We start from the raw sequence: 21,458 nt of genomic DNA, 5'->3' as shown, positions 1-21,458 counted from the left end.
CTGGTAGCAAGATCATCTTTGAAAAGGGGGCCGAAACCGGGCCCGGGCGCCTGGCGGGCCGCTGGTGGTGTTCGCTGGCACGCATGACCGGCCGCGACACGCGACCCGATCCGCGCAGGCCTGGGGAGACTGCCGCCTTCGCTGCCGTTTTTCCGTCCGGGTGAATGACCGGCCGCGACATGGCCAGGCGTTGGGCTCCGGGGTGGGGATTCTGGGGCCCTTGCTGCCGCTGTTCGTCGCTGACCTTGACCGGCCGCGACACGGCCAGGCATTGCGCGCAGGGCTGGGGAAGGCACCGGCCGAAGGCCGCGCAGTTGGTAGTTGCTGTTGGGCCCCTTCGGGGCCCCGAGCGGCCCCGTCTTCCTCCAGGGGCCCGGGCAGAGGGCCAGTCCAGGTCAGGTCATGCGCAGCCAGGCGGCGGTGTCCCCGGGGAGCACCATCCCGTCCAGCTCACTACTGGCCAGCAGGACTTCGCCGCGGGGTAGACGCACCGGGTCCGGGCCCGTGTTGACCACCACCAGCACCTCCCCCCGTCGGAAGGCCACCACCGGGCCCCGGTTCAGGGCGTCGTCCCAGACCAGGACCTCGTCGGCCGCGAAGCCCCGGCGCAGCCGCAGGGCTTCGCGGTAGAGCCGCAGCGTCGAACCCGGATCCTCCTCCTGGGCTTCGACGGAGAAGTCACCCCACCAGGGCGGTTGGGGCAGCCACGACCCGTCGGACCCGAACCCGAAGGAACTCCCCGCCCGGGTCCAGGGGAGCGGCACCCGGCAGCCGTCCCGGCCCTTGTCGGTGTGGCCGCTGTCCCGCCAGCGCGGGTCCTCCAGCGCCTCGGCAGGCAGGTCCGCCACCTCGGGCAGGCCCAACTCCTCGCCCTGGTAGACGTAGGCCGAACCGGGCAGGGACAGCTCCAGCAGTGCGAGCGCCCGGGCGCGGGCCCGGCCCAGCGCGGCGTCGGGCTCGGGGTCGCGGCCGTCGGTCAGCAGCCAGGCGCGCGGGTCGGTGCCCTCGGGCAGCCCCAGCAGGGAGGGTTTGCGGACCACGTCGTGGTTGCCGACCACCCACGTGGGGACGGTGCCCACCTGGGCCGCCTCGGCTAGTGAGGAGGCGATCACCTGCCGGTAGGCGTCCGCGTCCCAGGGCGCAGACAGGAACTCGAAGTTGAACGCCTGGTCGAGCTCGTCCGGGCGCGTGTAGCGTACCCGCCGCTCACCGGGTAGCCACACCTCGGCCACGGTGGCGCGCGGCGGATCGTAGGCGGACAGCACCCGGTTCCAGTCCCGGTACACCTCGTGCACCTCGGGCCGGTCCAGGAAGGGGTGGTCCGGGTTGGCCGCGATGTCCTCGAACCTGCCGCCGGCCACCAGAACCAGGTCGCGTAGCGGATCCAGGTCCTTGACCAGGGCGTACGCCACATCGATGCGGAAGCCGTCCACGCCCCGGTCGCTCCAGAACCGCAGGATGTCGCGGAACTCCTCGCGTACCCGCGGGTGATCCCAGTTCAGGTCGGGCTGCTCGGGGGCGAACACGTGCAGGTACCAGGCGCCGTCCGCGACCCTGGTCCAGGCCGGGCCGCCGAACGTGGACCGCCAGTTGGTGGGCGGCTCCGCGCCGTCGGGACCGCGCCCCTGGCGGAACACGTATAGGTCGCGCTCGGGGGCGTCCGGTGAGGCCAGCGCTGCCTGGAACCACGGGTGCGCCTGCGAGGTGTGGTTGGGGACGATGTCGATCATCACCCGCAGTCCCCGCTCGTGCGTGGCGGCGACCATGGTGTCGAAGTCGGCGAGTGTGCCCAGTGAGGGGTCGACGTCGCGGAAGTCGGTCACGTCGTAGCCGCCGTCCGCCCAGGGTGAGGGGTAGAAGGGCGACAGCCAGACCCCGTCCGCGCCCAGGGCGGCCACGTGGTCCAGACGGGAGGTGATCCCCGCGATGTCGCCGATACCGTCCCCGTCGGAGTCGGCGAGGCTGCGCGGATAGACCTGGTAGAGGACGGCGTCACGCCACCACGGCCGCATGTTCGCTCCTTCGTCGGTTCGTTCAGGACAGCCCTCGGACGCTCCTCGGAGCCGATGTGGACTGACGGGGGATGATCTGGGTGGGCAGTTCCAGGTGGGTGTCGCGCGGTCGCGTCCCGTCGGTGATCTCGACGGCGAGCCGACCGGCGGTGGCGCCGATGTCCGCGGGGGACTGGTCGACCGTGGTGAGGTCGAGGATGGCGGCGCCCTCGTGGTTGTCGAAGCCCATGAGGGAGATCGCTTCGGGGACGCTGATGCCCGAGCGGCGCAGCGTTCGGTGGGCTCCCATGGCGATGTCGTCGAATTCGGCGAGCACGGCGGTGGGCGGATCGAGGTCGGAGAGCAGTTCGCCCATGGCGTGCTCGCCGCCCTCGTGCCCGGGCGGTTTGATGAGGCTCCACGGGGAGAGGCCCGCCTCGTCCATGGCCGCCTGGTACCCCCGCAACCTCTGCATCGAACTCCGGCTGTACCAGGACTCCCCCCGCGAGCCGATGTAGGCGATCCGGGTGTGGCCGAGGTTCAGCAGGTGGCGGGTGGCGCCGGCTGCGCCGGCCCGGTCGTCGATGAACACGCTGGCGCGCCCGGGCACGCGCTGCCCGGTGAGGACCAGGGGTACGCCGACGTCGTCCAGGCGGTGGCACTCCTCCTCGGACAGGTCCATGGAGACGGTGACCACCGCGTCGCAGTTGCGCCGCAGGGGCAGGGTGCGGGTCCAACCAGGTTGGGAGCGCAGGTCCCCGACCTGGTAGACGAGCATGTCCAGGTCCGCCTCGCGCAGTACCTCGCTGATTCCGGCGAGTACGGAGCCGAAGAACCACGGTTTGAGGTGGGGGACCACGACCGCGACCCGGCCGGTGCGCCCGGTGACCAGCCCCGAGGCATTGCGCGAGACCACGTAGGAGAGTTCGTCCGCGGCGCTGCGTACGCGTTCGCGGACCTGGGGAGCCACTCCGGGTGCGCCGCGCATGACCCGGGAGACGGTGGACAGGGAGACCCCGGCGCGAGAGGCGACATCGCGCATGCTCGGGGGACGGGTGGACATGCTGTCTACGTTAAGAGTGTGACCTGGTTCATGGCAACGTTCTCAGCATTTTTCCCCATGCTTGGGGCGTCTTTTTCCTGCCTGGTGTAGTTGGTTCGAAGATTTGTGTTGACTACATCACACTGTCGATGGCATCGTTTTCAGATGACCTGGGGAAGGCCCCAAGACACCTCGACGCCGCGCTCCACCCCCTGGAAGAGCGCGAAGGGAGAGAGTCATGCCAGAACTTCCATGGCACCGGAGGCACTCATGGCGGGCGGGTGGGGCGGTGGCCGCGGCCCTGGTCCTGACCCTGGCCAGCGCGTGCGGTGAACCGCCGGGCGAGGAACCCGACGCCGAGGGCGAGCCCGCTGGGCTCGCCGAGGACCCCCAGTTCGTCTGGGCGGTCACCGGTGCCGACCGCCAGATCCACGAGGACGTCGCCCGCCTGTGGAACGAGAACAACCCCGACCAGGAGGTCGAGGTCTTCTTCCTGGCGCCCACCGCGGACGAACAGCGCCAGGCGATGTTCCAGGACCTCCAGAGCCAGGCCGGCGAGTTCGACGTCCTCGGCCTCGACGTCATCTGGACCGGCGAGTTCGCCGACTTCGGCTACATCGAGAGCCTGGAGGACCTGCGCCCGGAGATCGAGGGCGTCAGCCTCGAAGGGGCCGTCGACAGCTCCCAGTGGCAGCAGGAGCTCTACGCCCTGCCCTACTCCTCCAACGGAGCCTTCCTCTACTACCGCACCGACCTCATCGACGAGCCGCCCACGACCTGGGACGAGCTCTACGAGACCGGCACGGCCGCCGCCGAGGAGGAGGGCATCTCCGCCTACGTCGGCCAGGGCGATCAGTACGAGGGCTTCGTCGTCAACTACCTGGAGATGTTCTGGTCCGCCGGAGGCGAGCTCTTCGACGACGCCCAGGAGAACTCCACCTTCTTGGAGGGCGACGCCGCGCAGACCGCACTGGACTTCATGACCGAGGGCCAGGAGAGCGGTTTCTTCGCCGAGGGCTTCGACTCCATGGTCGAGGACGACGCCCGCGCCCTGTTCCAGGCGGGTGAGGCCGTCTACATGCGCAACTGGCCCTACGCCGTGCCGCTCCTGGAAGGTGAGGAAGGCGAGGACAGCGAGGTCGCGGGCGACTTCGCTGTCGCCCCGCTGCCCACCTTCACCGGTGAGGGCACCACCAGCGCCTTGGGCGGGCTCAACAACGCCGTCAGCACCCTGAGCGAGAACCAGGACCTGGCGCGCGAGTTCGTGCTGTGGGCCGCCACCGACCCCGAGGCCCAGGCCGTCCTGGCCGACCACAGCCTGCCACCGACCATGCTCAGCGCCTACGACGACGCCGACGACCCCAACCTCGAGCTGCTCGGTGAGATCCTCGCCGACGCCCACGCGCGGCCGCCGGTGCCGGGGTACAACTCGCTGTCCCTGGTGATCCAGGACAACCTGCACCCCGCGTTCCTGGGACAGCAGGACGCCGACATCGCCCTGGAAGCCGTGGACAACGCGGCGGGCGACGCGCTCGAACAGGACTAGGAGCGCGATGGCCCAGCCGAGCACCACTGACAAGTGGGTCAGGGTAAGCACACGCGAGCGGGGCCTGGGCGAACGGGCGATGGGGCGGATCTTCCTCGCCCCGTCGCTCGGGTTCATGGCGCTGATCGCGCTCTTCCCGGTGTTCTACGCCGTCGGGATGAGCCTGTACAACATCCGAGGATTCCAACAGGAGTTCATCGGGGGTGACAACTACGTCCGGGCGCTGACCGACCCCAACTTCTGGAACGCCGCCAAGAACACGCTGATCTTCACCGTGGCCTCGGTGTCCCTGGAGTTCGTGATCGGCATGGCGTTCGCGCTGATCATGCACCAGGTCTTCGTCGGCCGAGGGCTGACCCGCGCGGTCATCCTGGTGCCGTGGGTGATCCCGACCGCGGTCGCCGCCCAGGTGTGGCGGTACATGTTCGACCACAACCCCGGCTTCGTGAACGCGGTGCTGGGCACGGAGATCAACTGGCTGAGGGACCCCGCCTGGGCCATGGTCGGCATCATCAGCGCCGACGTGTGGAAGACCGCGCCGTTCGTGGCCCTGCTGCTCCTGGCCGGACTCCAGACCATCCCGAAGGACTACTACGAGGCGGCCAAGGTCGACGGAGCCAACGCGCTCCAACGGTTCTGGTTGATCACCCTGCCGCTGCTGCGCCCGGCGATCGTGGTGGCGCTGCTGTTCCGCACGGTGGACGCGCTGCGCATGTTCGACTTCGCGTACGTGTTCGCCGGGTACTCGAACTCGGTAGCCACACTGTCGGTGTACGCGCAGCGGTTCCTGGTCGCCGAACCGCAGCTGGGCTACGCCAACGCGCTGTCCACGGTCACGTTCGTCATCGTCATGCTCGTCGGCCTGGCCTTCATCAGCAGGATGGGCCGCCACATGGTCGGCGACGTGGCACGGAAGGAGAAGCGATGACCACCCGGGAGAGCCGGGCCTCCGTCCGGCGGGCGCACCGGCCGCGGCCCAAGACGCCGCCCGCACTGGTGAACCTGCTCAAGCTGCTGGGGCTGCTCCTGGTCCTGGGATGGTGCCTGTTCCCGTTCCTGTGGATGGGCATGACCAGCCTGCGCACGGGATCGGTCGCGCTGACCGACCCGAACATCTTCCAGGGGCCGTTCAGCTTCGGCAACTACGAGGAGGTCGTCAACCAGGGCTTCCACTTCGCGCTGCGTAACTCGCTGATTGTGGCGTCGGTGACCACCCTGATCTGCATCCCGGTGGCCGCACTGGCCGGGTACGCGCTCGCGCGGCTGCCGCTGGCGGGCAAGTTCGCCCTGCTGGCCGCGACCCTGGTGGCGACGCTGTTTCCGCCGGTGGCACTGGTCAACCCGCTGTACCGGATGTACCTCCAGCTCAACGAGCTGACCGGGATCAATCTGCTCAACTCCTACGCGGGCATGATCATCCCCTACGTGGCGCTGACCCTGCCGCTGTCGATCTTCATCCTCGCCACGTTCTTTGCGGGTATTCCGAAGGAGATCGAGGAGTCGGCGAAGGTGGACGGGGCCACGCCCTTCCAGGCCTTCCTCAAGGTGGTCGCGCCGCTGGCCGCGCCCGGTGTGGGTGCCGCGGCCATCCTGACTTTCGTGTACGCCACCAACGAGTTCCTGCTGGCCTTCTCGTTCGCCCCGCGCGACCTCAACGTGCAGACGGTGCCGGTGTTCGTCGGCACCTTCGAGCGGGTCGGCTACGAGAACCCGATCGGGCAGATCATGGCTGCCTCGGTGCTGGTCTCGGTCCCGCTGATCATCTTCGCCCTGGTGCTGCAGCGCAGGATCGTGGCGGGGCTGACCTCGGGAGCGGTGAAGGGCTGAGGGCCGGGCCCGCAGGCGTGCCCGGGCCCGTTGCGGGTTCAGGGCTCCAGACAGGCCCGGACGACGCGGACGTACTGCTCACGCGGCTCGACGATGTCGGGCCGCGTGAGCGCGTGCATGATGAGCCCGTCCGCATAGGCGAGCAGGGTCCGTGCGGCTGCCTCCGGATCGGGGGCGCCGAGGTCGGCCAGGAGCTGGGCGCTCCACTCGCGGATCCGGTCGTGGCCGCGGTTGAGTGAGACGCGTACCTCGGGGTTGTGCGCCGCCTCCATGGCAAGGGTGTAGCGGGCGACGGTGCGGATCCGGTCGGTGGTGGTCATGGCGGTGACGAACCCGATCACGGCGTCCACGAGGTGGTCGGCCGAGGCCACGGTGACGTCGTAGAGCCGGGCCCAGTCCTGGCGGTCGAGCTCCTCCAAGCGCTCCACGACCCCTCTGACCAGGGCATCCCTGGTGCGGAAGTGGTTGGATGCCGACCCCTTGGGCAGTCCGGCCGCGGCGTCGACCTTGCCATGGGTGAGCGCGTGCAGGCCGCGGGTCCCCAACAGTTCGATGGCCGCGTCGACGGCTCGGGCCTTGGTCTGGGACATCCGATCACTGTATTCGTAGTGCCGGTGTTCGTGGTGCCGGCGTGGGGTTTGTACGCGGCAATTTTACTACGATCATAGTGACGGGCTACTAGGATCGTAGTAGTCTGGCGGCTATGAACGGTAGAGCGCTGGTGGTGGGCGGCGGAATCGCGGGGCTCGCGGTCGCCCGAGGGCTGGTGCGCGGCGGCTGGGAGGTCGACGTGCGCGAACGCCTGGACGGCCCGCCCGACATCGGCGGAGCCCTGGCCGTGTGGCCGGGGGCGATGCGCGCGTTCGACCGGCTCGGACTGGGAGAGCGTTTGCGCGAGCGGGCCGAGTACCGCTCGGACGCGGCGCTGTTCCGGCCGGACGGTAGGAAGCTCGTCGGTGTCGGCGGCCGGGCCGGAGGCCACCTGATCTCCCGGTCCGCGCTGCTCGACATCCTGGTCGACGGGCTCCCCGACGGTCTCGTGCACTGGAACACCCCTGTCACCGCCGCGGAACTCGTTCCGGGAGGGCGTTTTGACGTGGTGATCGGCGCCGACGGCATCCACAGCCTGGTCCGCCGTACCGTCTTCCCGCACGCGAGTCCTCCCCGCGCTCTCGGGTCGGTCGCCTATCGGGGCACCCTGCCCGGCCGGGTCGAGGGGGTCACCGAGATCTGGGGCGGGCGCAGGATCTTCGGGGTCACCCCGCTCGACGCGCACACCACCAACTGGTACGCGGCGATCGACCAGCGCCTGCTCACCGCAGCCGAACACGTGGCGCGGGACCCCGGCATCCACGCGCGGGTACTCCGAAGGGAGTTCGGAGGCTGGGGCGGGGAGGCCGATCGGATCCTGTCCGGCTTGGAAGCCCACGGCGTGGACCGCCGCGAGCTCCTGGACCTGCCTTCCTTCGGCCCCTACGTCCGCTGGCGGCACGCGCTCATCGGCGACGCCGCCCACGCCATGGCGCCCAACCTCGGCCGTGGCGCCTGCGAGTCCGTGGTGGACGCGGCCGTGCTCGCCGATGCCCTCAACGAGGAACCCACCGTCGCCCGGGCCCTGACCCGCTACGACCGCGCCCGCCGCGGACCGACCCGCCGGATCGTGGCGGCCTCCCGGTTCCTCAACCGGATCAGCACGACAGGGCTGAACCGGTAGTTCAGCCCGCCCCGCGGCCCTGCCCCGCGACCCCGCTGAGGCCGCCAGGGGAAGATCCCCCCGGTTGGGCCTGCCCGGGGCGGGCTCAGCCGCGGACGTCGGACAGGAAGGACCGCACTTCCTCGACGAACCTCTCGTGCGCCTCCAGTTGAGCCCAGTGGCCGCAGTCGGCAACCGTGACCAGCCGGGCGTTCGGCATCACCCGCACGGCTCGCCGCGACCCCTCCAGGGGCACCATCGGATCCCGCTCGCCATGGAAGAAGAGCGCGGGGGCGGTGATCCGACCGACCACGGGAAGCAGGTTATTCCGCATTCCGTGCGGGCCGAGAGTGGCCTGGTTGTAGCGCATGTAACCCCGTGCGGCGCCTGGCCGCAGAGCCTCCCGGCGGAACTCCGCCACCACCTCGGGTGGCAGGGTCGAAACGTCGTGCACGACCGCGCGCAGCGCCAGCCCCACGAACCGGTTCGCCAGAGCCACGACGGGAAACAGGATCCCGTCGGGCATCCGCGTGGACCACCAGGCGGCTTTGTGGGTGAACCGGTTCCCGACCCGTTCCACCAGGCCGCCGGGTGCGATCAGCACCAGCCCCCGGACCAGCTCTGGGTGGTGCAGAGCCAGGTTCATCGCCACGTCACCGCCCATGGACACACCCACCACCACGGCCCGTTCCACTCCGAGCCCAGCGAGGACCCGGGAGAGGAAGCCGGCCTGGGCCACCGGTCCGCCCAGCGGGTCGATCCCCTCGGTACCGCCGAACCCGGGCAGATCAGGGGCGATCACGCGGTGGTCGGCACCGAACTCCTCGAAGAGCCGGTACCAGGAGATCGTGGCGTTGTCGTTGCTGCCGCCGTGCACCAGCAGGAGCGGCGGAGCCCCGGCCGGACCGCTGTGCAGTACCCGCACTCGGCCCCCGTCGAGGTCGAGGTACTCGGCGCGAGCGGCAGGCGGTAGGAAGGTCATGGTCTGCTCCAGAGCGCTTCGAGGTCGTCGGCGAGGCGGGCGAAGCACTCCTTGCCGGGTGTGGTGTTGGTGACGTCGGCGTCGGCGGCGCGCGCCACCAGTTCACCCATTCCCAGGATGAGCGCGCCAGGGTCCTCGTGCGGAGCGGTGAGGGCCAGGCCGACGTTCCAGACCGCGAGGTTGGCGGCCAGCGGCCCGGGCTCCAGGTCGGCCCGAACCATACCCGCGTCGCGCATCCGCCGGACGAAGTCCGTGCTGATCGGCAGCCGGTCCCGGTACTGGGAGTCCTGGTCGGACGGGCGTCCCCCCGGTCCGACCTCACCCTTGTACAGCGCGATCAGGAACGGCCGTGTGTGCAGGGCGGTCAGGGAGTGGACGAAGAGGCGGGACAACAGCCCCCCGCGCGGGTCGGCGGCCACCTCGGCCCGGCTGGTCGCCAGCGCCAGTGCCATCTCACGGTCGACCACGGCCCGGGCCAGCGACTCCTTGCTGTCGAAGCGCAGGTAGAGAACCCCCTTGGCCACCCCCGCGCGCAGAGCTACGTCCTCCATGGTGGTGCGCCTGGTGCCGTGTGCGGAGAAGGCCTCGGCGGCCGCGTCGAGGATGACCTCGGTGCTCACACGCGGGAGGCCCCTGAGGTCACCTCTTCGCCCCGGTCCTCGGTCTTGCCGATGTACAGGGCCGAGACCAGGTCCCGGTACAGGGTGTCCTGCTCCAGAAGTTGCCTGTGCGTGCCCTGGGCGCGGATACCGCCGTCCTCCATCAGCAGGATGCGGTCGGCGTGGATCACGGTGGACAACCGGTGCGCGATGGTCACCACCGCGGCCCGGTCGGCCTGGGCGCGCACGCTCCGGGTCATGGCGGCCTCGGTGATCGCGTCCACCTGCGAGGTGGCCTCGTCGAGCAGCAGGACGTCCGGGGAACCGAGCAGGGCACGGGCCAGGGCGATGCGCTGGCGCTGGCCGCCGGAGAACGAGGTGGCGTCCAGCGGGGTATCCAGGCCCTCCGCCAGAGCCTCGATCTTCTCGGTGAGCACGACCTCGTCCAGCACGCGCCGGATGCCGTTCTCATCGGCCTCGGGGTTGGTGAACAGCAGGTTGTCCCGGATGGTCCCGGGCACCACCGGGGTGTCCTGTTCGACGTAGGAGAAGCGTTCGCGCACCTGCTGCGGGGACAGCTCCCGGTAGGGAGTCCCGTCGAGCGTGATGTGGCCGTGCTCAGGCTCCAGGAAACGCAGGAGCAAGGAGAACACTGTCGTCTTGCCTGCTCCCGAAGGGCCCACGATCGCGGTGTGGCCGCGTCTGGGGATGGCCAGGTCGACCCCCTTCACAGCGGCTGCCGCGCCGGGCGCGTACCTGGCGGTGATTCCGTGCAGCTCCAGCAGCGGGCTCCCGTGTCCGTTGTCGGCCGCGAGCCCGCCTCCGAAGCCGTTGGCGGAGACGCTGATTCCGGTGCCACCCGGTGCCGGTCGGTCCCCGGTGGAGAGCTCCTTGTGGGAGAGCGCGCTCGCGTCGTCCGGGCCGTGCGGGTCGGCGCCGTTTCGCGACGTGACGCCGTCGGGGCCCTCGGCGGCGGGTTCGAGCGGGACCGCCTCCACCTCGCGGATGCGCTTGGCGGCGGCGATGCCCGACTGGAGGGTGGTCACGCTCTGGGAGAGCTCCATGACCGGGTTCATCAGGGTGAACGCGTACAGCAGGAACGCCACCAGCGTGGAGACCCCGATCTCCCCGGAGGCCACCCGCAGCGCACCCACACCGAGGATGGCGATGATCGCCAGCTGGATGCCGCCGAAGGCGATCGTCCAGGCCACGGCCTCGCGGCGGACCGAGCGGATTCCGTGCCGGGCCGCTTCCTCGGCGTGTTCGAGGATTCGCGAACCCAGGCGCTCCTCGGCCCGGCTCACCTTCACCGTGCGGATCGCGCGCAGGGAGCCGTCCAGTACCCCGCCCATGAGGCCCAGGGAGTTCTGCGCCTTCTCCTGGGCTTTGGCGATGGCGGGCATCAGGGTCAAGAAGAGGATCGTGACGATGACCACCGCCGTGGCGGTCACCCCCAGCAGGACGAGGTCCAGCACACCCATCATGATCAGTGTGCCGACCAGCAGGACACCGCCGTTGACCAGGCTGACGATGCTGCTGGAAGCTGCCTCCTTGAGGAGGACGGTGTCGGAGGTGGCCCGGGTGACGAGCTCGCCCGAGGAGCGTTTGGAGAGCGGGATCAGGGCGGCCCGAAAGTAGCGGTGTACCAGGGAGGTGCGCGCTTCCAGGACGACCTTCTCCGCGACGGTGCCGAGCACGATCCAGTGCCACAGCCCGGTCACCAGACCCACACCGAACAGGCAGAGCAGGATCGCGATCGGCATCGCGAGGCTGCCCGCTTCGGAGATGGTGTCCAGCACGAGCTTGACCACCATCGGGTTGGCCAGCTCGAGAGCGGAGCCGAACAGGGCGAGAACCAGACCCAGCAGCAGTTTGCGTCGGTGCGGACGGACGAAGGACCAGAGCACCCTCAGCTGAGCGAAGTGCGGTTCCGAGGTGGTCTGGGTGGTTTCGCTCGACGGGATAGATGGGTCATGTCTTGCCGATGGATGATCAGTCATGATTTAAATTAGGTCACACGTGACCGATTATTGTCAACCAAGTGCCTACACCCCTACGATGAAGGCATGGTGAAGAGCGCTCCCTCAGAGGAAGAGACGAGGACCCGCGCGCGAACCCGCCGAGCGATCCTCGACGCGGCGGTCGACGTGCTGGGCGAGAACCGGGCCGCGCCGCTGTCCCAGGTGGCCGTGCGCGCCGGGGTGGCCCGCAGTACGCTGCAGCGCTACTTCCCCGAACGCGCCGAGCTCATCACGGCCCTGGCGGACTACGCCGACGAACTGGCCAACGAGGCCACCGAGCGCGCGTGCACCACGGAGGGGACCGCCATCGAGGCGTTCTCCCGCCTCGTGTCCGAGTACTTCGCGCTACGCAAGGTCACCATGATCGCCTTCGCTGGCGACGACACGGCGGAGGAGCTGAACGAGGAGACGTGCGGGCCCAGCGACCTCGCCCTCTACGAACTCGTCGAACGCGGACACGAGGACGGCACCATCGACCCCAGGATCACCCCGCTGTGGGCGCAACAGCTCCTGTGGTCCTCGCTCTACGCGGGCTGGCTCTACGTGAGCGCGGCCAAGGTCCCCGCCTTCGAAGCCCACAACATGTGCCTGCTGTCACTGGTCAAGGCCGTCGGGCGCGAGAAGACGGACTGACCGGACAAAACAAGGCCGGGCCCCGGGAACTACCGGAGCCCGGAACGAAACGGTCGAGAGGGCGTCAGAGGTACAGGCCGGTGCCCCGCTCGGGAGCCTCGTTGGCGATCGCGTGTACGTCCCGCTCCCGCAGAATCACGTACCGCTCGCCGTTCAACTCGACCTCGCCCTGCTCTTCGGGGTCGAAGAGCACGCGGTCGCCGGTCTTCACATGCCGAGCGCCGGTCCCGGCACCACGGACCTCACCCCACGCCAACCGGGTCGCCAGCTTCACCGTGTCGGGGATGACCAGACCCGCGCTGCTGCGCCGCTCGCTCTTGTCCGGGACCGCCTTCACCAACAACCGGTCATGGAGCATCTGGATTTCAAGCTTTGATTCGGCCACCACACCAGGGTATTCGGCCCCGCTCGGGGCCTTCCCCCGGACCCGGGTCACCGAGAAGTCACCCGAGGTTTCAAGCTGGTTCGACCCGCCCTTGACTTCCTGTAGAGTATTCACGTGCCGAGCGGGGAAACCGCCCGGCCTACCAGGGGCTATGGCGCAGTTGGTAGCGCGCCTCCATGGCATGGAGGAGGTCTGGGGTTCGAATCCCCATAGCTCCACAAGACTCAAGGCGACCCGGTGAGCGCGTTCACGCGCTCACCGGGTCGCCTTCGTCATTCCTTCTGGGGACGACCCCCAGACCCCCGGTGCGCGCTTGCTGGCGCTCACGCCCCTCACGCCCCTCACCGCCTCTGCTCGCGCGCGGGCGCGTTCTCCGAGGCGGCTCGTCTTGGGTGACGGCGGGTACTCGGCCGGCTCGTGATTGAGGTTCAGGCGGTTGGCTCCTCTGTTCTCTTGGGAGAGCTCTCCGGGGGGCCAGCACGTGCTTGAAACATGCAGACGCGTATGTTTGTTATGAGGGGTGGGTTCGGCTTGAGGAGGCCGACTCCCTGATCACCGCCCAGTACGTGTGCCAGGTGGGGGACGGCAGGGTTTCGTTCGGCTTCTTCGTTCGGTACGAGCGGCATGCGGCCGCGTGGGTCTGGCCACCGATGTCCCAGCTGCCCCGGCGAGTGGCCGTCAGTGCGTTGCGCAGGGCTGTGGCGTCATAGGCCCAGGACGCCGCGGGCCGCTCTTTCGGTGAGGACGACGTCGTGCGGTTCGCGGCTGTTGATCGCGACCGCTTCGAGGACGCTGATGTAGGCCCTGGCGGTGTCCGTGGCCGGAGGTCCGGGGGGAATCGTCCCCTGTCGGCGGCCGGTGAGGATCTGCTCGCGGCACCGCGATGTGAGTTCCTCGGTCAGGTCAGCGGTGGCCCGACCCAGGGCCTGGTTGTCGTGCTTGAACTCGATCGCGAGCATCTGCATCACGGTCGCGGCGTTGTGGTTCCGGCAAAAGACCGTGTGCTGGCGCGCGACCTCGATAAGGACCTGTGCGGCGTCGCCCGTTTCCGCGAGCGGGCGGCCGACCTCGGTCATCCAGGTCTGGCTGATCCACTCGATGACGGCGAGGGCCAGGGCTTCCTTGCCGGGGAACTGGTGGTAGAGCGCCCCGCGCGTGTATCCGGCTTCCCTGGCGACGCTTTCGAGGGTGAGGCGGCTGTAGCCGTGCTGGGCGATACCGCGTGCGGCGGCCGCGAGGATGGCATCGCGGCTGGCGGTGCGCCGATCGGCCTGCGTTCGACGTTCCTTGTCCACCAGACCTCCAGAAGTGTGCACATACGAGCTTGCATGTATGTTCTGGCCATCTTAGTGGATGACGTCGACTTGAGGGTTTTCGGTGAATTTCCCTTTTCTTTTCAGAAAAACCCTCCACAAGTGGTTCAAGGATATATTTGAAGGTGTCGAATGGGGGTTGTGAAGTGCGAATTCTGGTGACCGGAGCGAGTGGCAACATTGGTCGGCTGGTGGTCGACGGCCTGAGGGAAGCTGGCATTGAGGTGAGAGCGCTCTCCCGGCGGAGGCGGGATGACCTGCCCGAAGGGGTCGAGGGCGTGATCGGTGACCTGGAGCGGCCGCAGAGTCTGGAGGGCGCCCTGCGCGGGGTCGACCGGGTCTTCCTCTTCCCTGTGCCGGAGACGGCGGAGCGGGTGGTCGACTTGGTGCGGGCGGCTGGTGCCACCAGGATCGTGACGCTCTCTTCCGGTGCTGTCACGACCGGGTTCGACACCGATTTCCACCTGCCGGTCGAACGGGCGGTGGAGGCTTCGGGGCTGGAGTGGACCCATGTACGTCCGGGGGAGTTCGCGCTGAACAAGCTCTGGTTGTGGGGACCGTCCATCAGGGCCGAGCGGGTGGTCAGGGATCCACAGCCCGAGGCAGCCGGGTATCCCGTCCACGAGCGTGACATCGCCGACGTCGCGGTCACGGCTCTGTTGGGTGACGGGCACACCGGGAAGGCCTACACCCTCAACGGCCCCGCACTGGTGAGCCACCGTGAACAGGTCGACGCGATCGCCGCGGCGATCGGGGAGGCAGTGCACTTCGAGGTGGTCGAGTCCCGAGTCGCCCGGGAGTACTACCTGGCCCAGGGCGGGTTCGCGGCGGACAACGCCGACTTCCTCCTGGGGTTCGAGGACTACTCGGGGGCGGAGGCGGACTCCGGGGAGCAGGGGGAAGGCACCTGGGCGCAGGGGCCGGTGCCGACGTCGGAGGAGGCCACCGGGCGCCCCGCGCGGACCTTCGGGGAGTGGGCGCGTGACCACGCGGCCGCTTTCGGATAGCGATCACAGCGGACACCGTCGATAGGACTCAGGCGGCTCCGTGGAGGAACAGGGCTCCGAGCCAGGCCAGGCCGAGGATGATCGTCGCCCGCTGGACCACGCCGGTGTAGGGGGAGTCCTTCTCCCAGAGCTGGCCGAAGGCGCCGCTGCACACGGCGGTCGCGGCGGCGATGATCCCCGATGCCCACATCCAGGACGGGCTTCCGAGCGCGAACACCGCGATCAGCGGGGTGAAGGGCAGGAGGAGGAAGACGACCATCCCCGCCCAGTCGTGGAACCGGTGAGTGAGGGAGAAGTGCCCCGGGTCCTCGTCGGGGGTGCCGGGCGGGTAGCCCCGCATCGGGTCCATACGGAACGCCCCCGAAGCGACGAGTCCCAGCCCGAGCGCCGCGACCGCGAGGGGGAGCAACAGGCCGCCGAGAGCTTGGGGGAGGGCGGTCGCGCCCGCCGTGATCAGCAGGCCGCACAGGATGAAGTTCGTGGTCTGGATCCAGCCGCGTGGACCGAGGGCCAGGGCGCTGACCGGGTGCCGGGCCGGGTGGTAGTCGGGGCGGGTGAGGCCGTCCAGCAGGAAGACGACGATGAACAGCCAGGACCCGGCCGCGCCGAGCCACAACAGGGCCGTCATGGGGTGGGCTCCGCAAGAAATACAGTCCGCATGGTCTGACTTTAGGCCGATCGGACTGATTTTTGCAATGGCTTGCCCCGCCGGCGATTGATCGCTTTGTGCAGCCAGGGGGTTGCAGTTCTCGGGGCTGATGTGCAATCATCAGGTTGCACAAAGGAGGCTGGTATGGACATGATCGAACGGCAGATCGACATCGAGGCGAGCGCGGAGCGCGTCTGGGGCCTGGTGTCGCGGCCGGACTGGTTCATCAACGACGGTCGCGTGGTCGACCACCGGGTCGAGGAAGCCGGCGACGGCGTGCACCTCGTGCACGACCCCACCCACGGGGTGTTCCGGATCCGGACCGACAAACTCGAACCCCCCTACCACGCGGTGTTCAGCTGGCTCGGCCGTACGGATGAGGAGCAGTCCACGCAGGTGGAGTTCTGGATCGAGGAGAGGTCGGGCGGGGTGACGCTCAAGGTCGTGGAGAGCGGTTTCGAGAAGTTGGGTCTGGCCGAGCTCGAGCTGCGCCGACACGTCGCGGAGCGGACCGAGGGCTGGGAAGCCGAGCTCGCGGCGGCCAAGGACTTCGTGGAGACACGGGCAGAGGGTGAATGACATGGACACAGCGCTGCCCCCGGTCTTCGCGGCGCTCGGTGACGACACCAGATGGAGCATCCTGGTCCGGATCGGTGGGGAGCCCGCCTCGGCGTCGGAGCTGGCGCGGGAACTGCCCGTGTCCCGGCAGGCGATCGTGAAGCACCTCGAAGTCCTGCGCGCGGTCGGGCTGGTACGCACCCGGCGCGACGGCCGGTCGGTGGTGCACGAAGTGGACAGCGCCCGACTCGACGAGGTGGGGCGGGACCTGCTCGGTATCGCCGCCGCTTGGGACCGCAGGCTGGAGGGGATCAGGGCGGTCGCGGAGTCCGAGGACTGACTGGTCCACGGGTGTCCGGCCCCTTGGTCTGAGGAAGAGGGTCTCCCGGGTTGGGGCACTCGACTGCGAGGCGCCCTCCCCGGGAGGTCCGGGGAGGGCGCGGCGAAGCGATCGGATCAGGAGGTGAGCGAGTAGAAGGTCAGTACGGCCGCGTGGTCAGTGGTCCACTCGTTGTCCGCGTGCCGCGGAACCGGTGCGGGGTCCCCGACGACCAGGTCGTGTGACTCCAGGACCGTGAGGCCACCCGCGTGGTACACGAAGTCGATCCGGTCCTGCGGCTCCTCCCGGCCGGTCGACCCTTCGTGCAACGGGTACAGCGGCGACCAGGTGTGGCCCGGGGCGGACACCGGGTCCGGGTGGGCCACCCGGTAGGAGTCGGTGAACCCGGCCTCCGTCGGCAGCACCGAGGTCGGCCAGGGCACGTCGGCGTACCCGCAGTTCTTCTCACGCAGTTCCTCGGTCCAGTCCAGGTGCGAGGGCGCGTTGAAGTCGCCCAGGAGCAGGACCGGGACCTCGTCGGCCGCGTCGACCTGGTCGGACATCGCGGCGAGGGTGTCGGTGATCTGCGGTGTACGGCCCGACTCGGCCTCGCGCTCCAGAACCCGCTCCTCGTCCATTCCGTCGAAGCAGAAGTCGTAGGGGCCGTACGGGGTGTACCCCAGGTGCACGTTCCACAGGTTGACCTGGGACTCCTCACCGTCCAGTTCGATCCGCACCCCGCCGGAGGCGTTGACCTCGCCGTACTCCTGCGCGATCGGGTAGCGGCTGATCACCCCGAGGCTGCCCGAACCCTGCCAGTGGTACCAGCCCAGGGCGTCGGCCAGCCGGGCGGCGTGCCTGCCCTGCGTCTCCTGGAGACCGACGACGTCGGCTCCGCTCTCCAACAGGAAACGCACCTGCTTCTCGTGGTAGCCGTTGACCTGGGTGCCGCCGTGCCAGGTGTTGAGGCTCATCACGCCCAGCTCGTCGACGAGCGTCTGGTTGTGGCGACGCACCGGAACGGTCACGTCCAGGCGCGCGGTGGAGCCGTCCTCGCCGGTGGCCTCGACCGTCACGGTGGCCGAGGAACGGTCGGGGCGGGACACACCCGCCGGGATCTCGCGGGCGGCCGAGGCCCGCGGAGTGCCCGACAGGATGCCGTCCGCCGAGACCTGGATCCAGGCGTCCCCGCTGACTTTCTCGAACTCCGTCCCCGAGCCGCCGCCCGAGGCCAGGCCGCCCAGGTGCGCCTCATAGGGCTGACCCTGGCGGGCGTTGTGCAGGGTGGCGGCCGAAACCGGGAAGGAGACCGGCCCATCCGCCGACAACCGCACCTCGACGGGCTCGGCCAGCCACTCGTAGCCGTCCCTGGCCAGGAAGAAGGCGGTGTGGGAACCCGGCTCCAGGGAATCGGCGGACAGCCGCACGGTCCCCTCGGCCTCCGGTGCGTACTCCCAGACCAGGGAGGGCGCGACGTACTCCTCGTCGACCGGGCCGCCTCCGGAGGAACGGTACAGCCCGATCCAGTTGGTGGGGTGCGGATCGGACGTTGCGTAGGCGAAGGTGAAGTCGTCGCCCTCGGTCAGGGTCAGGGTGCCCTGCGGTGCTGCGGACACGGGGAAGGCGCCCAGCGCCACCAGGAGCGCGGTGATCACCGCCGGGATCAGGAAACGGACACGCATCCGGGGGAGGCCTCTCTTTCGGGGGATATCAAGACCAGGCCACCTTCCGGTACCCCGGAAACGGGCGTGGCCAACATGAGGGGACCCCGGCTGAAGGCGTGGTGAACAGCACCGGACTCGCGTGGTGCGATGCCGGTGGCCGCATCACCGCAGACCTGGCGCCCGGCAGGACCGGGCGGCCTCTGCCCGGATGTTCCCCCGCCCCTGTGCCCGCGTTGCGACGGCCCCAGTGCTCCCCGGGCCCGCCCCATCCGATCCCATCTCACCTGGAACCCACCTCACTCGAACCCAGGAAGCCGGGCGTGGGAATCAGCGATCGCGGGGCGGGGCGGTGGAGTCGCGGACGACCAGGTTCGGGGTGAGGACCTCGTGGCGGTCCTCGGTACGACCGCCCAGGCGTTCCAACAGGAGCCGGGTGGCGAGTCGCCCCATCACCAGGCGCGGTTGGTCCACGCTGGTGAGCCGGGGGCGGACGGTCTCCGCCAGCGCCGTGTTGTCGTAGCCCACCACCGAAACCCCCTCCGGGGCGGGCCGACCGGTCTCGTGGGCGCGGTCGAGTACGGCCAGGGCGGCGAGGTCGTTGGTGGCGAACACCGCGGTGGGCCCGGTGGCGAGCAGCTCGGCCGCGGCCCGCTCCCGGTCGCCGCCTTCGATCCCGCGGATGACGTTGTACGGCTCCAGCCCCAACTCCCGCACCGTTTCCCGGTAGCCGGCCTCACGCACCCGCGAGGCCGGGCGCCCGCTGCCCGCCAGATGAGCGATCCGCTCATGGCCCAGCTCCGCCAGATGCCGCACGGCCGCCTCCGCACCGGCCCGGTCGTCGTTGGCGACCGTGTCCACCCCCGGCGCCGGGGTCTCGGGGCGGCCCACCATCACCACGGGGACCCGCCGCGCCGCGGCCGCCAGCACGTCGGGCTCCAGCCAGGAACTGACCACCACCACAGCGTCCACATTGAGCTGGAGCAGCGCTTCCAGCCGCCGGGCCAGCATGGACTGGTCGCGCCGACCGTGCGCCAGCAGCACGGTGAACCCGCGTTCCTCCGCGCTTTCCTCCACTCCGGAGACGACCTCGGTGTGGTACGGGTTGGCCAGGTCCGTCAGGAGCACCCCCAGCAGCATGGTGCGCCCCTGCACCAGACCGCGCGCCAGGGTGTTGGACCGGTAGCCGAGCCGCTCTGCGGCGTCGAGGATGCGCGCGCTCGTGGCCGCGCTCACCCCATGGTCGCCGCGCAGGGCCAGCGACACCAGGGACTTGGACACCCCGGCGGCGGCCGCCACGTCCACGATGGTCGGGCGCGGCGCGCGTTTGCTTTCACGTCTGCTCACACGGACATTGTGGCGCGGGGCGGGGATTGGTGAGCAGCGGGGCGTACTCGAATCTGGAACGTTCCAGATTCGTTTCCCGTAGCGCCATCCGAGGTCCTCCCGGAGTCCGGGACCCGCGCCTAGCGTCACCGGTGAACACGGATCCGAACAGCAGGAGAACCTCCTTGGACACGTCACCACTCCAACACCGACCCGACGCGCTTCTCCTTGACTTCGGCGGGGTCGTCTTCCAGACTCGCAAACGCCCCGAAGGGCGCGCGGAGAGCGCTCTCCACCTGCACCGGGTCCTGGCCCGCGCCGGACACCATGTGGCCCCGGAGAGGCTGCGCGGATCCCTGGACGCCGGGTTGGCCGCGCTCAAGGACTGGAAGAACGCCGCCGGACGCCGCCGCACACCCGCCGAGCTCGACCACCGCACCATCTGGACGGACTTCCTCGCCTCCGACCTGGACGACCGCACCAGGGAAATCCTCGCGGGCAGCGCCGCCGATCTCCTGGCCGACATGTCGCCGCTGATCTCCGAGCACGAGGTCCGTCCCGGGATCCGGGAACTCTTGGACGCCGCCCGAACCCTGGGGGTGAGGGCCGGCATCGTCTCCAACGCCCACTCCGGGCGTGCCCACCGCCGGATCCTCGGTGCCGCCGGACTGACGGACCGGTTCGGTGTGCAGGTCTACTCCGACGAGGTCGGCATCCGCAAACCCCATCCTGAGATGATCGCCCTCGCCGCCCGCGCCCTCGGTACCGTTCCCGAACGCTGCTGGTACGTGGGCGACACCCAGGACCGCGACGTCGTCGCCGGTCGCCGGGCCGGGACCGGGGCGGTGATCCTCACCCGCCACCACCACACGGACACCCCGCCCTACCCGGTCCGCGAGAACGCCGACGCGGTCTTCGACACCCCCGAGGGCCTGGTCGAACCCCTGCTGAGCAGCGCACCGACCGAGGCGTCCGTTCCGGAGCCCCGGCCGACCCCGGAGCCTCGTCGGATCCCTGTGCCCCACCGGATCCCCGCGCCCCGGCGTGCCCCGGCCGCACTCCTCCTCGACCAGGGCGGGGTGATCGCGCTCTCCACCGCCACCCCCGGCGCCCAGCGCGACTTCGCCCGCAGCCTGGCCACCCGCCTGGATCGTGCCGGGTACGCCACCACCACCGACAGCGTCCTCGCGCTGGTCCTGGCCGGTCGCGACCGCTACCGGGCCTGGAAGGCCACCCATCCCGAGGACGGCCCGATCCCCGAGATCACCCCGCGCCGGTTCTGGTCCGACATGGTCGGCCGCGACCTGCCGCCCCGCGCCCGGGCGTTCCTGCTCGCGGAGTCGTCCGAACTCATGCTCGAGTACGCCCGTTCCAAGAGCCATGCCGTCATGCGTCCCGGTGTGCGCGAGGTCCTGGAGTTCTGCGCCGAGCGCGGTATCCCCGTCGGCGTCGTGTCCAACACCGTGTGCGGCCGGGCTGTCCGGGAGGAGCTCGACCGGTTCGGAGTCCTCCAGCTGGTCGGCGCCCACGTGTACTCCGATGAACTCGGCCGTCGCAAGCCCGACCCCGCCACGGTCCACGCCGCCACCACAGCCCTTGGCGTGGCAGCCGCGGACTGCTGGTTCGTCGGCGACAAACCCTGGCGCGACACTGCCGCCGCCCACCGGTCCGGAGTCGGCGTCTCGGTGGTGGTCCGCGGCGGATCCGCCTCCGACGAGCAGATCGACGCAGCCCTGACCGGCCCCGCCGAGCTGCGCCCCGCCCACGTCATCGACGAGATGGGCGACCTGCTCGGACTGTGGTCCGAGGCGTCCCCGTCCGGTACCTCCCCGACTGAGGTGCCCCGGAACAGGGCCTCCCTGCCCTCAACCCCCTGAGAACTCCTGCCCCTGCGGCGAAAGGTATC

General features: G+C 69.7%; 20 protein-coding genes and 1 tRNA gene. 10 read left to right on the top strand and 11 right to left on the bottom strand.

The features are described from left to right. Nucleotides 1-395: 395 nt before the first annotated feature. Together D457_RS0125220 and D457_RS0125215 are read right to left on the bottom strand one after the other, a co-directional pair. Nucleotides 396-2,012, bottom strand: coding sequence for a glycoside hydrolase family 13 protein (locus D457_RS0125220; protein ID WP_017583460.1), 1,617 nt, complete (start codon nt 2,010-2,012; stop codon nt 396-398). A gap of 22 nt (nt 2,013-2,034) precedes the next feature. Further along, the gene (locus D457_RS0125215; RefSeq protein WP_017583459.1) at nt 2,035-3,054 is read right to left on the bottom strand and encodes a LacI family DNA-binding transcriptional regulator; all 1,020 of its coding nucleotides are present in this window, start codon (nt 3,052-3,054) and stop codon (nt 2,035-2,037) included. A 217-nt stretch (nt 3,055-3,271) separates the two neighbouring features. Between D457_RS0125215 and D457_RS0125210 the strand changes: the two genes are divergently transcribed. The 3 genes from D457_RS0125210 to D457_RS0125200 all read left to right on the top strand — a co-directional run bounded on the left by D457_RS0125210 (nt 3,272) and on the right by D457_RS0125200 (nt 6,406). Then, entirely contained in the window at nt 3,272-4,579 is a 1,308-nt protein-coding gene (locus D457_RS0125210; protein WP_026117015.1) for an ABC transporter substrate-binding protein, read from the top strand. A 79-nt stretch (nt 4,580-4,658) separates the two neighbouring features. Further along, nucleotides 4,659-5,507, top strand: coding sequence for a carbohydrate ABC transporter permease (locus D457_RS0125205; protein ID WP_026117014.1), 849 nt, complete (start codon nt 4,659-4,661; stop codon nt 5,505-5,507). Next, on the top strand, nt 5,504-6,406 hold the full coding sequence (locus D457_RS0125200; protein ID WP_017583456.1) for a carbohydrate ABC transporter permease: 903 nt from the start codon (nt 5,504-5,506) through the stop codon (nt 6,404-6,406). Before D457_RS0125205 ends, D457_RS0125200 begins: the two co-directional genes overlap by 4 nt. A 38-nt stretch (nt 6,407-6,444) precedes the next feature. On the opposite strand, the gene D457_RS0125195 is transcribed toward D457_RS0125200, so the two are convergent. After that, nucleotides 6,445-6,996 carry a TetR/AcrR family transcriptional regulator gene (locus D457_RS0125195; protein ID WP_017583455.1) on the bottom strand — a complete coding sequence of 184 codons (552 nt, stop codon included), beginning with the start codon at nt 6,994-6,996 and terminating at the stop codon, nt 6,445-6,447. Between the two features lie 113 nt (nt 6,997-7,109). On the opposite strand from D457_RS0125195, the gene D457_RS33350 reads away from it, so the two are divergent. Next, the gene (locus D457_RS33350; RefSeq protein ID WP_051073033.1) at nt 7,110-8,120 is read left to right on the top strand and encodes a flavin-dependent monooxygenase; all 1,011 of its coding nucleotides are present in this window, start codon (nt 7,110-7,112) and stop codon (nt 8,118-8,120) included. Between the two features lie 85 nt (nt 8,121-8,205). Here the strand turns inward: D457_RS33350 and D457_RS0125185 are convergent, their stop codons facing one another. Genes D457_RS0125185 through D457_RS0125175 form a run of 3 tightly spaced genes read right to left on the bottom strand, consistent with a single transcriptional unit; the run spans nt 8,206 to nt 11,587 of the window. Continuing rightward, on the bottom strand, nt 8,206-9,081 hold the full coding sequence (locus D457_RS0125185) for an alpha/beta fold hydrolase (protein ID WP_017583453.1): 876 nt from the start codon (nt 9,079-9,081) through the stop codon (nt 8,206-8,208). Next, nucleotides 9,078-9,701 (bottom strand): TetR/AcrR family transcriptional regulator, encoded by a 624-nt coding sequence (locus D457_RS0125180; protein WP_017583452.1) that lies wholly within the window; start codon nt 9,699-9,701, stop codon nt 9,078-9,080. The genes D457_RS0125185 and D457_RS0125180 overlap by 4 nt, the downstream gene beginning before the upstream one ends. After that, nucleotides 9,698-11,587 (bottom strand): ABC transporter ATP-binding protein, encoded by a 1,890-nt coding sequence (locus tag D457_RS0125175; RefSeq protein ID WP_017583451.1) that lies wholly within the window; start codon nt 11,585-11,587, stop codon nt 9,698-9,700. The genes D457_RS0125180 and D457_RS0125175 overlap by 4 nt, the downstream gene beginning before the upstream one ends. A 159-nt stretch (nt 11,588-11,746) precedes the next feature. Here D457_RS0125175 and D457_RS0125170 point away from each other — a divergent pair, with 159 nt between their 5' ends. Next, nucleotides 11,747-12,334 carry a TetR/AcrR family transcriptional regulator gene (locus D457_RS0125170; RefSeq protein WP_017583450.1) on the top strand — a complete coding sequence of 196 codons (588 nt, stop codon included), beginning with the start codon at nt 11,747-11,749 and terminating at the stop codon, nt 12,332-12,334. A 64-nt stretch (nt 12,335-12,398) separates the two neighbouring features. Here the strand turns inward: D457_RS0125170 and D457_RS0125165 are convergent, their stop codons facing one another. Further along, a complete protein-coding gene (locus D457_RS0125165) occupies nt 12,399-12,692 on the bottom strand; it encodes a GroES family chaperonin (RefSeq protein WP_017583449.1) in 294 nt (97 codons plus the stop codon). Between the two features lie 172 nt (nt 12,693-12,864). On the opposite strand from D457_RS0125165, the gene D457_RS0125160 reads away from it, so the two are divergent. Beyond that, nucleotides 12,865-12,937 (top strand) — tRNA-Ala (locus D457_RS0125160). A gap of 486 nt (nt 12,938-13,423) precedes the next feature. Here the strand turns inward: D457_RS0125160 and D457_RS0125150 are convergent. After that, entirely contained in the window at nt 13,424-14,014 is a 591-nt protein-coding gene (locus D457_RS0125150) for a TetR/AcrR family transcriptional regulator (RefSeq protein ID WP_017583447.1), read from the bottom strand. A gap of 176 nt (nt 14,015-14,190) precedes the next feature. On the opposite strand from D457_RS0125150, the gene D457_RS0125145 reads away from it, so the two are divergent. Then, nucleotides 14,191-15,039 carry an SDR family oxidoreductase gene (locus tag D457_RS0125145; RefSeq protein WP_026117013.1) on the top strand — a complete coding sequence of 283 codons (849 nt, stop codon included), beginning with the start codon at nt 14,191-14,193 and terminating at the stop codon, nt 15,037-15,039. Between the two features lie 28 nt (nt 15,040-15,067). Here the strand turns inward: D457_RS0125145 and D457_RS0125140 are convergent, their stop codons facing one another. Beyond that, nucleotides 15,068-15,667: a DUF998 domain-containing protein gene (locus D457_RS0125140; protein WP_017583445.1), complete on the bottom strand. Its 600-nt coding sequence runs from the start codon at nt 15,665-15,667 to the stop codon at nt 15,068-15,070. Between the two features lie 165 nt (nt 15,668-15,832). Between D457_RS0125140 and D457_RS0125135 the strand changes: the two genes are divergently transcribed. Together D457_RS0125135 and D457_RS0125130 are read left to right on the top strand one after the other, a co-directional pair. Then, nucleotides 15,833-16,267 carry an SRPBCC domain-containing protein gene (locus D457_RS0125135; RefSeq protein WP_017583444.1) on the top strand — a complete coding sequence of 145 codons (435 nt, stop codon included), beginning with the start codon at nt 15,833-15,835 and terminating at the stop codon, nt 16,265-16,267. 1 nt (nt 16,268) lies between these two features. After that, on the top strand, nt 16,269-16,586 hold the full coding sequence (locus D457_RS0125130; protein ID WP_017583443.1) for an ArsR/SmtB family transcription factor: 318 nt from the start codon (nt 16,269-16,271) through the stop codon (nt 16,584-16,586). Nucleotides 16,587-16,702: 116 nt separating this feature from the next. Here D457_RS0125130 and D457_RS0125125 read toward each other — a convergent pair whose 3' ends face one another. Further along, nucleotides 16,703-18,247 carry an endonuclease/exonuclease/phosphatase family protein gene (locus D457_RS0125125; RefSeq protein ID WP_017583442.1) on the bottom strand — a complete coding sequence of 515 codons (1,545 nt, stop codon included), beginning with the start codon at nt 18,245-18,247 and terminating at the stop codon, nt 16,703-16,705. Nucleotides 18,248-18,556: 309 nt separating this feature from the next. Further along, nucleotides 18,557-19,531, bottom strand: a complete 975-nt coding sequence (locus tag D457_RS0125120) for a LacI family DNA-binding transcriptional regulator (protein WP_017583441.1) — start codon at nt 19,529-19,531, stop codon at nt 18,557-18,559. A 206-nt stretch (nt 19,532-19,737) separates the two neighbouring features. On the opposite strand from D457_RS0125120, the gene D457_RS0125115 reads away from it, so the two are divergent. Continuing rightward, complete coding sequence (locus tag D457_RS0125115; RefSeq protein WP_026117012.1) at nt 19,738-21,429, top strand: HAD family hydrolase; 1,692 nt, start codon at nt 19,738-19,740, stop codon at nt 21,427-21,429. Nucleotides 21,430-21,458: the final 29 nt, after the last annotated feature.

Source organism: Nocardiopsis valliformis DSM 45023, assembly GCF_000340985.1.
Lineage (GTDB): Bacteria > Actinomycetota > Actinomycetes > Streptosporangiales > Streptosporangiaceae > Nocardiopsis > Nocardiopsis exhalans.
Note: the sequence above shows the minus strand (reverse complement) of the source record. Positions and strands in the feature narration are given on the sequence as shown.